At 60.4% G+C, this 13614-nt stretch carries 7 protein-coding genes; 3 read left to right on the top strand and 4 right to left on the bottom strand.

Going from position 1 to position 13614, the window contains the following annotated elements:
- The first annotated feature begins 133 nt into the window (after nucleotides 1-133).
- Entirely contained in the window at nucleotides 134-5935 is a 5802-nt protein-coding gene (locus ACVWZP_RS20890; protein ID WP_457370130.1) for an MG2 domain-containing protein, read from the top strand.
- On the top strand, nucleotides 5916-8213 hold the full coding sequence (pbpC, locus tag ACVWZP_RS20885; RefSeq protein WP_046381588.1) for a penicillin-binding protein 1C: 2298 nt from the start codon (nucleotides 5916-5918) through the stop codon (nucleotides 8211-8213). Before ACVWZP_RS20890 ends, pbpC begins: the two co-directional genes overlap by 20 nt.
- 21 nt (nucleotides 8214-8234) lie before the next feature.
- On the opposite strand, the gene ACVWZP_RS20880 is transcribed toward pbpC, so the two are convergent.
- From ACVWZP_RS20880 to arsQ, 3 genes are all read right to left on the bottom strand, one after another.
- Nucleotides 8235-8600, bottom strand: coding sequence for a hypothetical protein (locus ACVWZP_RS20880; protein WP_457370129.1), 366 nt, complete (start codon nucleotides 8598-8600; stop codon nucleotides 8235-8237).
- Between the two features lie 267 nt (nucleotides 8601-8867).
- Nucleotides 8868-9413 carry an arsinothricin resistance N-acetyltransferase ArsN1 family B gene (locus ACVWZP_RS20875; protein ID WP_057005224.1) on the bottom strand — a complete coding sequence of 182 codons (546 nt, stop codon included), beginning with the start codon at nucleotides 9411-9413 and terminating at the stop codon, nucleotides 8868-8870.
- Between the two features lie 91 nt (nucleotides 9414-9504).
- Nucleotides 9505-10710, bottom strand: a complete 1206-nt coding sequence (gene arsQ / locus ACVWZP_RS20870; protein WP_288076363.1) for an arsinothricin export permease ArsQ — start codon at nucleotides 10708-10710, stop codon at nucleotides 9505-9507.
- A gap of 196 nt (nucleotides 10711-10906) precedes the next feature.
- On the opposite strand from arsQ, the gene ACVWZP_RS20865 reads away from it, so the two are divergent.
- Nucleotides 10907-11404: a MarR family winged helix-turn-helix transcriptional regulator gene (locus tag ACVWZP_RS20865; RefSeq protein WP_046381585.1), complete on the top strand. Its 498-nt coding sequence runs from the start codon at nucleotides 10907-10909 to the stop codon at nucleotides 11402-11404.
- Between the two features lie 298 nt (nucleotides 11405-11702).
- On the opposite strand, the gene ACVWZP_RS20860 is transcribed toward ACVWZP_RS20865, so the two are convergent.
- Complete coding sequence (locus tag ACVWZP_RS20860) at nucleotides 11703-13565, bottom strand: DUF3857 domain-containing transglutaminase family protein (protein WP_457370128.1); 1863 nt, start codon at nucleotides 13563-13565, stop codon at nucleotides 11703-11705.
- Nucleotides 13566-13614 lie beyond the last annotated feature (49 nt).

Here is a 13614-nt window from a genome sequence, read left to right as displayed (position 1 = left end):
TCAAGCCCGACGAAGATCAACATATGAGGGCGGGCATGCTCCCGCACGCTCGGCATTGATGTGACGTATCGCCCTCATCTTTTGTCGCAAAGACGCGTGTAAGATACGCCGCACTTAGCCAGGGATGCTCACCATGTTCGACACGTTAAAAACGATCTTTCGCCGTTTGTTCGGTGCGTTAATAACTGTGGTGGGTGCCCTGTTTGGCCAATGGCAGCCGCCGTTCTGGCTACGCGCCATCGGCCGGGGCGTGCTGAACCTGGGCAGCAAGGCCCGCGCTTACCCGCGCCGGGCCGGGGGCGGAGTGTTGGGCCTGGTGCTGCTGGCCGCCGCCGGGTTCTACGGCTGGCAGTGGTACTCCAACCTGCCGCAGCCGCACACCGTGGGTTATTCGCTGCACAAACCCAACCTGACCGACTACACCCAGCAACCCGCGGTTGTGGATAACTTGCAGGTGCGTTTTGCCGAGTCCGTCGCGCCCCTGGCGGCGATCGGCAAGCCGGTCACCGCCGGCATTACCCTTAAACCCGCTGTAGCCGGGGCCTGGCGCTGGTCTGATGACCGCACATTGCTGTTCACGCCGGAAAAAGACTGGCCCATCGACACCCATTACACCTTCGATCTGGCGAAGAAAAACCTGCTCGCCGACGGCGTATTGCTCAGCCAGTACAGCGGCCAGTTCTCCACTCAACCGTTCCGCGCCAGCCTTTCGCAGAACGAGTTGTATCAGGACCCGTCCAACCCGACGCTGAAACAACTGGTGGCGACTTTCCGTTTTTCCCACCCGGTCGACGAGGAAAGCCTACGCAAGCGGGTTTCGATCATTCTCGGCAAAGGCCTCGCCTACCGCGACGCCCAGTTACCCAATCGCCCGGAAATCAGCTTCGACGAGACCAAGCTCAACGCCTATGTACGCTCCGCCGCCCTGGCCACCCCGCTGGAAAGCACGCCCGTCAGCGCCAAGCTCGACGAAGGCATCAAGGCCCGGGACGGCGGCAACGCCAGCAACGCGCCATTGGTGGCCGAAGTCACCGTGCCCGGTCGCTATCGCCTGACGTTTACTGCTGCCGAAGTGAGCTTTGTCGACAACGAACGCGGCGAACCCGAGCCGGTGTTAATGTTCAGCAGTTCCAGCGCCGTAGCCGATGACACCATCGCCGGTAAGGTCCAGGCCTGGTTGCTACCGGAAAAAGCCGAGGACGACACGCGCCCCTATAACAGCAACGACATCGACGATGCCCTGCTGGCCCGCAGCACCAAGGTCAACCTGACCCACGTGCCCAGCGTCGAACCGCTCAACACCCTGCACGCATTCAAGTTCAAGGCCCCGGCCGGTCGTGCGCTGTATGTGCGCGTGCCCGCCAACCTGGAAGCCATCGGCGGCTACCTGGCGAAAAACCCCACAGCGTCGCTGATCAGCATGCCGGCCTACCCGCGCACGTTGCAGTTCCTCTCCGACGGCGCCTTGCTCAGCCTCACCGGCGAAAAACGCCTGGGTTTCATGGCCCGTGGCGTGCCCGGTGCCCATGTGGAAATCGCTCGCCTGCTGCCCAACCAGTTGCAGCATTTGGTGGACCAGAGCAGCGGCAGCTTTGCACGGCCGAACTTCGGTAATGAGTACTTCGATCGCATGGTCGAGCGTCAGTCGCTGGATATTCCGCTGTCGTCCAACGACCCGGCGAAAACCGTCTACGACAACGTCGACCTCAGCCATTACCTGACCGCCAACGGCGGCCGACGCGGTATTTTCGTACTCAAGCTCAGCCCACAGGATGACCCGGCCGAACGCACATTCGACTACTCCCGCAGCAGCACCAGCGACCTGCGCTTTATCGTGGTGACAGACCTCGGGATCATCGCCAAGCGCTCCAGCGACGGCAGCCATGACGTGTATGTGCAGTCCATCGGCAACGGTTCGCCGGTGGCCGACGCGCAAGTCGACATCATCGGCCGTAACGGTCTGCCGGTCGCCAGCGGCCACACCGACGCCGAAGGCCACGCGCATTTCGCCAAACTCGATGAACTGCGCCGTGAGAAAACGCCACTGATGTATGTGGTCAGTCGCGGTAATGACCAATCCTTCCTGCCGATTGCCCGTCAGTCCCAGCAGTTGGATCTGTCGCGCTTCGACGTAGGCGGTTTGCAAGAAGACGGTGCGATCGATCGCCTTAGCGCCTACCTGTTCACCGACCGTGGCTTGTACCGGCCCGGCGAAACCGCGCACCTGGGCATGATCGTGCGCAGCGGCAACTGGAAAGGCGCCCTGCAAGGCTTGCCGGTGGAGCTGCAAATCACCGACCCTCGCGGCCTGGAAGTGATTCGCCAGCCGCTGAAGCTGTCCGCCAGCGGTTTTGAAACCTTTGATTTCCCCAGCAGCGAAGTGGCCCCGGCCGGGGATTACACCGCGACCTTGCAACTGATCGGCGCGAAACAGACCCGCACCGACCTGGGCAGTGTCAGCTTCAAGGTCCGCGACTTCGAGCCGGACCGTATGAAAGTCAGCCTGAGCCTGCACGACACGCCAGTGCCGGGCTGGATTCCACCGGAGCAGGTGGTGGCCAAAGTCAGCGCAATGCACCTGTTCGGCGCCCCGGCGGCCGGCCGTCGCGTGACCGCGAAGATGTCCCTGAGCCCGACGCTCGCGGCGTTCGAGCGTTACCCCGATTACCGCTTCCGCCTCAACGATGCGCTGGAAGAGGCCAGCACCGAAGACCTGGCCGAGACCACCGTCGATGACAACGGCCAGGCCGTGCTCGACCTCAACCTGCAACGCTTCGCCAACAGCACTTACCGCCTGCAGGTAATGACCCAGGTGTTCGAGGCCGAAGGCGGGCGCAATGTGGCGGCGCAAAGTGCGTTGCTGGTGTCGTCTGCGCCCTACCTGGTGGGTGTGAAAAGTCAGGACTCGCTGTCGTATGTCGCCAAGGACGCCCCGCGCCAGGTGCAATGGTTGGCCGTCGCGCCGGATCTCACGCCGCTGGCGGTGGACGGGCTGACCAGCGAAGTGGTCGAGCACCGCTACGTCTCGGTGCTGGTGAAGCAGTCCAACGGCACCTACAAATACGAATCGCGGATCAAGAACATCAGCCAGCCCGCCTCGCCGCTGGTGATGACCAAGGACGGCGCCAAGCAAACCCTGAACACCGCCACCCCTGGCGATTTCACCCTGCAACTCAAGGACGCCAACGGCAAGCTGCTGAACCAGATCGACTACAGCGTGGCCGGGCGCGGCAACACCTCGCGCTCCCTGGAGCGCAACGCCGAGCTGCAACTGCGCCTGGATAAACGCAGTTACGCAACGGGGGATGAGATTGCCATCAGTGTCCGCGCGCCGTACACCGGGGCGGGCCTGATCACCATCGAGCGTGACAAGGTCTACACCCAGCAGTGGTTCAAGGCCGACAGCACCAACAGTGTGCAGCATATCCGCGTGCCCGCAGGGCTTGAGGGCAATGCCTACGTCAACGTGCAGTTTGTGCGCGACATCGGTTCGTCCGAGGTCTACATGAGCCCGCTGTCCTACGGCGTGGTGCCGTTCAGCATCAACCTGGATGCGCGGCGCATGCCATTGAAGGTTGACGGCCCGGCGCAGATCGAACCGGGGCAGACTCTGGATATCAAGGTCAACGCCGACCGCCCGGGCCGTGCGGTGGTGTATGCGGTGGACGAAGGCATCCTGCAGGTGGCGCGCTACCAGACGCCGGACCCGCTGGGCTTCTTCTTCCAGAAACGTGCGCTGGAAGTCGGCACCAGTCAGATTCTTGACCTGATCCTGCCGGAATTCAGCCGCCTGCTCAGTGGGGCCGCGCCCGGTGGCGATACCGAAGGCGCGTTGGCTAATCACCTCAACCCGTTCAAGCGTAAACACCAGCCGCCTGTGGCCTGGTGGTCCGGGCTGGTGGACTTGCCAGCCGGTGAAAGCGTGCTGCATTACCAGGTGCCGGACAGTTTCAACGGCAAGCTGCACCTGTTCGCGGTGGCGGTGGATGCCGACAGCGTGGGCGTCAGCGAGGCCACTACCGAGGTGCGCGGGCCGCTCGTGATCACGCCAAACGTACCGGCTTTCGTCGCGCCGGGGGATGTGTTCAACGTGAGCGCCGGGGTGTTCAGCAACCTCGACGCAGCGGCGGATGTGAAGTTTGAAGTGCAGACCAGCAACGGCCTCAACGTGCAGGGCGACAAAGGCAGCACCTTGTCGCTGCAACCGCGCAAGGAAGGCACCGCCGAGTTCAAGATCAAAGTCGGCGACACCCTCGGCTCGGCAGATCTGCGCTTTATCGCCGTGTTGCCGAATGGCAAGCGCATTCAGGTGGCGGAAACCACCTCGATCCGCCCTCTGAGCGAACACCGCGTGGCCCTGAGCCTGGGCCGTTTCGACAGCGCCAGCAAAGAGCTCAAGCCCACCCGCGAACTGTTCAGCCAACTGCGCGACGTGCAACTGGGTGTGGCGGCGTCGCCACTGGTGTGGGCCAACGGTCTCAAGCATTACCTGGATGACTACGGCTACGCCTGCACCGAACAGTTGGTGTCCAAAGCCATGCCGGCGTTGATCTGGGGTGGCAACGCGCCCGAGGCCGAACAGGCCTTCGCCAGCGCGGTGCGGATGTTGCGCCAGCGCCAGAACCAGGCCGGCGGTTTCGGTTTGTGGGCGGCCAATCCGGATGTAGCGCCATATGCCAGCCTGTACGCCACCGACTTCCTGATCGAAGCCAAGGAACGCGGGCTGCCGGTGCCGGAAGACCTGCTGGTACGGGCCAATACCTATCTGACAGACCTGGCCAACGGCCCCAGCGAAGGCCTGTCGGAATTGCGCAACCGTGCCTACGCCAGTTACCTGCTGAGCCGTCAGGGGATTCTGGTGAGCGGCGCCTTGAGCGATATCCGTGAGCGCTACGAGCGCTACTTCAAGGACACCTGGCAGAACGACCTGGGCGCCGCCTACCTGGCCGCCAGCTACAAGCTGCTCAAGCAGGATCGCCAGGCGGATACGCTGTTCCGTAAGATTCCATGGCGTTCGCTTGTGGATAAGTGGAACAACGACGGTCTGTATTACGACCCGTTGGTGCATGACGCCGAACACCTGCACTTGCTGGCACGGCATTTCCCCGAGCTACTGGACGAGGTGCCGGCGGCGCTGCTGGATAAACTCGGCAAGCGCCTTAACGAGCAACGTTACAACTCGCTGTCGGCGGCGCTGTTACTGCGCGCCCTGGATAACTACGGCCAGCGCGCACAAAGCGACATGACCCTCAAGGCCAGCGCGTGGTTGGGCGACAAACAGCAACAATTGCTGGAGATGGCCGGCCAACCGCCGCGCGCCGCAGTGCCGAGCGCCACGCAAAAATTGCTGATGGAAAAATCCGACGGCCCGGCAGCGTTCTACATGCTCAGCGAAGCCGGCTTTGATAAAGGTGCCAAGCTCAAGCCGATCACCAACGGCCTGGAGATTATCCACGAGTACCTCGACCTCAACGGCGAGCCGGTAAACACAGTCGCGGTGGGTGATGAGTTCCTGGTGCGCCTGCGCCTGAGGGCGACCGACCGCGATCAAGTGCAGCAAGTGGCGGTGGTCGACCTGCTGCCCGGTGGCGTCGAGCCTGTGTATAACTTGCCGCCGGAGCCGGAGGCCGCCAGCACCGATGACAGTGAAGGCGAGGAAGCGGAATACGTAGAAGACAGCGAAACGCCTGACGCCTGGCAAGCGCCGATCGGCGAAACCGAGCTAAGCAACTGGCAGCCAGACTACGTGGACGTGCGCGATGATCGGGTGGTGTTGTACGGCACCGCACTGCGTGACGTAGGCACTTTCGTGTACCGCGTGCGCGCCACCAACGCCGGTACCTTCAATACGCCACCGGCCTACGCCGAAGGCATGTACGAAACCACCCTGCAAGGGCGCGGCAAAGTAGGCCAGCTTGAAATTACCAAGCCTTAAACGCCTGACGCCGCTGCTGGCAGCGGCGGTACTGCTGGCGGGGCTGCGGCTGTGGCCACATGCTCCGCTGGAACAGGCGGTGACATCCTCAAGGGTGGTGCTGGCCGATGACGGCTCGCTGTTGCGCATGACCTTGGCGGATGACGGGCAATACCGCTTATGGCTACCGCTGGAGAGGTTTTCTCCGTCATTGATCGAGGCCTTGCTGCTCAAGGAAGACCGTAATTTCTACTGGCACCCGGGGATCAATCCCCCGGCGTTGCTGCGTGCGGCCATGGCCACTTACAGCGGCGGCCAGCGCCAGGGCGGCTCGACGTTGAGCATGCAACTGGCGCGGCGCTTGTGGGATCTGAACACCCGCCAGGTGCCGGGCAAGCTGCAACAGATGGCCTTGGCCTTGTGGCTGGAAGCGCGCTACAGCAAGCACGACATCCTTGAGGCCTACCTGAACCTGGCGCCCATGGGCGGCAATATCGAAGGCGCCGAGGCGGCGAGTCGCATTTACTTCGGCAAGGCGGCGGCGCAGTTGTCATTGTCCGAAGCGCTGGCACTGGCGGTGATCCCCCAGCAGCCGGGGCGACGCGCGCGCTTCGGGCCCTCGTTGCAAAACGCGCGACAGCGCTTGATGAACGACTGGCGCGCAACTTATCCACAGGACCCGCGCAACGACAGCCTGCTGGACGTGCCCCTGGAAGCGCGCAACCGCCAGCAGATCGCGTTTCTGGCGCCGCACTTGAGCGAACAGTTGCTCGCGTCCCAGCCCGGCAACGAGCTGAACAGCACCCTCAACCTGCCCTTGCAACAATTGCTCGAACGCTTGATCAGCGGCTTTATCGCCGAGCGGCGCGGCACGGGGGTGGAAAACGCCACGGCGATCCTGATCGACAGCCGCGACCAGAGCGTCAAGGCACTGGTGGGCTCGGCGGATTACTTATCCACAGGCATCCATGGCCAGGTCAATGGCGTGCTGGCGCGGCGTTCGCCGGGGTCGACGCTCAAACCGTTCCTCTATGGATTAGCGCTGGACCAGGGGGTGATCCACCCCATGAGCATCCTCAAGGATTTACCCAGTAACTTCGGCTACTTCCAACCGGAGAATTTCGACGGCAGTTTTGTCGGGCCACTGACGGCGCGCGATGCGTTGATCCGTAGCCGCAATATCCCCGCCGTGTGGCTCGCCAGCCAGGTGAAATCGCCTTCGTTATACGGCTTGTTGCAACGCGCCGGCATCAAGGGCCTGCGCGGTGAAAGCCATTACGGCCTGGCCCTGGCCCTCGGCGGCGGCGAGATGACGCCCGAAGAGCTGGCGCGGCTGTACCTGATGCTGGCGGGCGACGGGCACCTGCGGCCGTTGCGCTATTTACAGGAACAGCCCCAGGCCAGCGGCCCCGCGCTGCTGACGCCTCAAGCCGCCTTCATGGTGCGCGACATGCTGCGCCGCAACCCGCGCCCGGATGGCCTGCCCGGCCGGCACTGGCGCACCGCCTGGAAAACCGGCACCTCCTGGGGCTTCCACGATGCATGGAGTGCCGGGCTGGTCGGCCCCTACGTGCTAGTGGTGTGGGTCGGTAACTTCGATGGGCGACCGAACCCGGCGTTCATCGGCGCCAAGACCGCCGCGCCGCTGTTCTTCCGCATCGCCGACGCCCTGCCCCTGGCCTTGCCCAACGTGCAGATCAAACCCGACAAGCCGCCGCCCGGGCTGATCCGTATCGACGTCTGCGCGGCCTCCGGCGAATTGCCCAACCGCTGGTGCCCGCAGACCCGCAAAACCTGGTACATCCCCGGCGTCTCGCCGATTCGCGTGTCCAACCTGCACCGCCCGGTGCTGATCGACACCCGCACCGGCAAAGCCGCCTGCCCGCCGTTCGACCCGCAGTACACCCGCGAAGAAGTCTTCGAGTTCTGGCCCAGCGACGTACAACGCCTGTACCGCGCCGCCGGCCTGGCGCGACGCACGCCGCCCACGGTGATGAAAAACTGCCAGCCCAACCGCATCGGCGACCAGAGCGAAGCCCCGCAGATCCGTTCGCCGCTGACCCAGGTGAGCTATCAATTGCGCCTGTCCCAACCGCAGGAAAGCATTGCGCTGAATGCCAACGCGGCCAGCGACGCGACGACGTTGTACTGGTTTGCCGACCAGACCCTGATCGGCCAAGGCCCGCCGCAATCCACGCTGAATTGGCGACCGGGCAAGTCGGGGGAGTACCGATTGCGGGTCAGTGACGATCAGGGCCGCAGTGCGAGCCGGGCGCTGCGGGTGGAGTTTGTGCCGTGAGCGGGCGAACGCGCCTGACCGCTAGGCGCTGATCTCCACGTAACTCGACTCCCCACCGCCCGTCGCGCCCGACAACCATCCCCAAACGAAGCTCAAGGTGGTACGCCCGGCCTGATCCACACCCACCGTGCCACGCGACCAGCCGGCCAGCAGCTCGCCCTCAAGCGTCAGGCATTGATACAGCAACTCGATGGTATCAGCGCCTGTCACACGCCCGACCTGCGTGCCCACGCGGATTCGACCGCCTTGGTAAGAGCCGGAGATGGCCTCCCCTTCGACAAGGTAATGAAACACCGTGCCGGTACCGGATAGCCCGTGGGCATTGTTCGCGACCGTAAAGCGACGATTGTTCAAACGTGCGTGGATTGGGCAGAAGGGAGTGTCCATGAATGTCGCGTCCTTTCGTAGGGGGCTTCCGTTCCGGGTCGAGCCTGGAGACCCGGCGGTGGATCTAGAGAATTAAAACACTCGCAATCTACTTGGTTGTTTGCTGGGAACCAATACGCCCGTCTTCAGCTTGTCAGATGCGAATGACCTGGTGAATCACCTGATCCACAACCATGAAGGCTTCAGCATTCTCGATCAGCTCCTGGAGGCTGCAGACACCAATGTCGAAGCTGGCGCAGTAGCATCTGGCAGCCCTCTCTTGCTGCTCTACTCTTCCTTTACATCACTGAACGGGATGATTTCTATTGGTGGTGTCACTGCACAAAGTGGTTTGCGCCAATAACCAACGCTATGCCATTGACCGTGCTTGTACCCAACCTCAGGGTACGTGCCGATATGGGTAAAACCGAGCGCTTCATGGATACCGATGCTCCCCGCGTTGGGTAAGGCAATGCCGGCGTAGGCCGTATGAAACCCCTGTTTCTCGAGGAGCGGTAGAAGCCGCTGATAAAGCGCACGACCAACCCCTTTTCGGTGTACGGCAGGGTCGACATAGACGGTGACATCTACCGACCAGCGATAGGCTTCTCTAGCGCGATGCTGGCTTGCATAAGCGTATCCAACGACATCGCCATTCATCTCGGCTACCAGATAGGGATACATCGGCAGTGTTGCGGCGATCCGCTCTGCCATTTCATCGACAGTTGGTGGCGTCAGCTCAAACGAGATGGCTGTGTTCAAAACCATCGGCGCATAGATAGCCTGAATGGCAGAGGCATCAGCGGGTGTAGCGACCCTCACGTTGTAATTCATGGCGACCAAGTACTCCATTCTCTTTCTCTTTGAGTTCAGGCACGACGATTCGGTGGCTCGAGATCGCCGTTGGTTTTGTAGGCGTTCGAAATTAAGGCGATATCAGCAGAAGAACCGCCAGACCGATCAATGCTTGTAGAACTGAACCGGCGGTCATCAAACGCATATACCTGCCGGTGCTGTATTCGGGAAAGGCGTCCGATTTGACCAGCCAGTAATAGCTGTCGTTAGGGAGAATGGCGACGAACGATCCCAGACAGACGGCGAATGTGACGCTCATCAAGTCCACCGCGCCAGACGCAAGGATTGGAGAGAGAACAGGAGGGATGGCGGCAAAGGTCGCAAGGGAAGAGCCATTCAGTGTTTTGAATACCGCAGCCAGCAGGAACACCCCCACCAAAATATGCGTGGTGCTGCCCGACGCGCTGAACGCATGCTGAATCAGTTCCTTGGGAAGCACCAAACCGAGGGCTTGGCCCAAAGCAGACGCACAACCGATGGTGAACAATAACGGGCTGGTTCTACGCATCGCTTTGGACAGCAGATCTTGAACCTCATCAGGTTTGCAGCTAAGCGCAATCAACAACGATGTGGCGATCAACGCACCGGCGGGAGTAGTGAAGAACTCGATGATGGAGTGCTGGTTCTTTGGAATGGCGTAGCCGGTGATCAGGAGCAGGAAAAATACAGCCAGAGGCAGGATCACCTTGATAACCGAGTCGTGAGGCACGGTGGGATCAGTCGAATCGTTGGGTGATGAACAATCTGTGCGGGTCGTCCAGTACGTCCAGACCGTCCCGACAACCCAGGTGACGACTGTCAGCAGCAACCCTAGATACAGAAACTTTGGGTCATGCGTGTTGGCCCCTAACCCAATCCCAATGATCAGCGGGCCCGCGGGCATTAACAGCTTGAATCCCGAGTAGCATCCGATTGCAATGAACTTGCGGTGTTGCCCTGCAATGGGAGCAAGAGACGCATAGGCTGTATCGGGACAAACCATGCCAGCACCCAGCAAGGGTGACAGAGAGATGCCGAATTTTCCGAAGGACGCACTTCCTTGCGTCGAGATCCAGCCGGCAATGAAAAACGCGCTCAGGATGACGATGGCGAAATAGCCAAGGTTGTTTGCGAATCCTTTGCTCAGCGATTGGAACACGTCACTGCTGTTGGTGCCGGCAAGAAGAGGGATCAGAATCGCACCCAGCAACATCGCGACAGGGAGAGGAATGGAGACACGGCTCCCCAGGTTCCGTAGCCGGGAGCGTGTTTTCGTCCTAAGCGCTTCTACCAACATCCATGTACCTCCCCGCGTTACCGGAACCGCCTCTGAAAGGTCTGCAAGTTGTGCCTGCACTTCACAATCGCAAAATACGTTGCGACCCGCAACTAATATAATTGAACAATTTCGCAGGCGCTTATGCCCAGAAAAATGTGTCGCTGCGCCTGCTAAGGTGGTATTAGCGTTTTCCCGGAATTGCGAGCCGAGTGCTATGCCAAACATTGATCAGATCGACCAGGATGCCGAACAGCTTTACGAAGCCCTGAGTCACTTGGTTAGGGTCTACCAGTTTCGTGACAGAGATCGCAGCTGCTGCGAAGGCCTGTCCGTCACTCAATGCTATGCGCTTGAGCATGTGATAAAGGCTGGGCCGGTTCGCGTTCAATCGTTGGCCAGTGAGCTTTTTCTCGACAAGAGCAACGCGAGCCGGTTAGTCGATTCGCTTGCAAAACAGGGGCTGGTTTGCCGCGTACCAGATGCCACTGACGGCCGCGCGCTGGCGATCACCGTGACGCCCGAAGGCGTGACGCTTTATGAAAGTATTCGATCGGATTTAGTCGCAGAGGCTCGCAATCTCGCATCTGACTTATCGAAAGAAGCCCGTGAGGGTGCAATCCAAATGCTACGTCGCTTCGCTAACGCCACCGAACAACGGTGCGGTCTCAAAGACTTCAGTGCTGACGAGGCTCTGCCCCGCAAATGCTGCTGAGGCTGTTGGCGCTGATGCCGAGTTGACCCAGTTGCCGAGATTTCACTGAGCCAGTCTGACTCCTCGTGAATCATTGTCTGTGCTCGATTGTTGCAGTTTTAGAGATGGGACAGTCTTGCGTCGGCAATTGGGTCAATCCGGGGTCAGCATCAACACCCTGATTGATCTGTGTCTCGGCTACACATTACTGGAAGACCTCAACCTCAATGTTTCACTACAGAACATGACGGACCGTTAGAACCCGGTTCGTCATGCCCTTCGCGTGATGGCACACCTGCCGATCACGCGAGCATCGGGGTTACATCGTCTGCACAATGATCTGGCTTTTCAGGTCATTGACCATGCCTTCAATCGTCGGCTTCATCGCCGCGAACTCCTCGGGCGTGCACAACACGTTCGGCTTGGAGAATGCATAGTGTCGCGTGATCAGGACCGTATTGGCTTTCTTCACATAGGTTGAGCGGTAGTCGAAGCCGTTTTGTTTCATCGTGACCGCCTTGGGGAGTGCCAGAATTTTCACGTTGCCGGGAAACGCCAGTCGCGCCTCCTCAGAGATTTCACCCGACATACAGGTAGAGGTTTGCGTGCGCTCGTTTTCGGCAATGAACGAAAACACGTTCTGGGCGATGCCGCCGGCCAGGCTGGAGAGGGTACGAACTCCGGTAGGGCCGGGCAGGCTCACCAGATTTTTGGTATGGCCGCTCATCGTCGACGTGAAAGTATTGGCGTTGCCTTCCATTGAATCGTTTTCGATTACACCACTGCCGGATTGCCCGTACATACTCAAAATCTGTTGCACCAACTGATCGCGGTCGGCTGGCTGCATGGCCTTGAATATGAAGCGACTGAATTCCGCCCCCCAACCTTGCGCAGTGGATGCATGGGTAAAATCGGCAGCGCCTTTGCCGTCGATCTTGAAAGACAGCGTTGTGTTCACGTTGCTTTGCTGATGGTATGGGGTATGGCCGCGTTCACCGCTCTGGGTCTGCAGCACCGGCTTGCCCAATTCCTGAATGGGCAAATAACCCGCCGCGATAGGCGTGGCAGTCGAGTCCAGATATAGGTCGAGGCTGGGCACGTAGGTAATCACGTGGTTGAGCAGGCCCAGAGTCGGCACCTTCGGCAGTACGTAGGCATTACCGAGGTTGATCAGCGCGGGCGAGCTTTCGATGGCGGCAGCCTTGAGCAAGGCTTCTAGCAAGACGACATGGTCTTTGCAGTCGCCGTAGCGATTATCCAGCACCGCCTGTGCGGCATGCGGCACTACGCCGCCCGCTCCAACGTAAACGGCCACGTAACGGATATTCTTGCGCACCCAATCGCTCAACGCCAGGGCTTTGGCGCGCGGGGTATCGAGGTTGGCAGTGAGCTCACTTGCCAGTTGCGTGATGGCTGGAGTCACGTCTACCTTTGCCCTAGCGGCGTAGGCTTGAGCAAATTGTTTGTAGTCGGTGAAGGTGGAAACGGCTAGCAATTGTCCGTAATCGGTGTAAGCCACGGAGCCTTCTTCCACGCGTTTTTTTTCACTAGCTTGCAAGTCCCAACGGTAGACGGTCCGCCCGTTAGCGGTGGTGGGGACGGATGCTTTGAACCCCCGGAAGTCGGCGTACAACTTCATCTCGGCGGGCATGTCGTAGGTGAAACTCACCTGCTCGTTGCGATAGAAGTCCGGTGAAAACAGGTCTTCGAACTGCCCAGGGAACAACGGCGTGTTGCGATAACGCTGATAGTGCATAACTATGCGATCACCCACCTGCAGCTCGGGGAATATCACCACCTTGACCCGTGAGTCTTGGAACATTGGCGCTTCAGTGGAGGCCTGCTCCTGCTGCTCCTTGATCCGGTCTGCGGCTACGACGACTTTGCGTCCATCCGGTTTCAAGGTGTAGGCGTCAACGATATCCAAGGTTTCCAGCGTGCGGTTGTAGCTTACTGAGTGCTGGGCGTTGGTTTTGATCGCGCGCTCTTCTTTGATCAACGAAACCAGCTCGACATCCAGTACGAAACTGCCGTCGGCATTCACTGCGTACGACCGGATGTTTTTTTCGTGAATCAGAGAAAGGTCGGTGTAATCGGCGCGGACCTGCGTCATGAACAGCAGGCCGATGATCACAACCAGTGCACCGTACAGGCGCGTCGAGGGGTGCATAAAGCTTTGCATAGAGATCCTTCTGAGCGATGAGGCGCGCCGTCTTCAAGGCGGTACGCGC

This window comes from Pseudomonas sp. TE36184, from assembly GCF_054060055.1.
The sequence above is the reverse complement of the archived record's forward strand: the minus strand, read 5'-3'. Positions and strand labels throughout refer to the sequence as shown.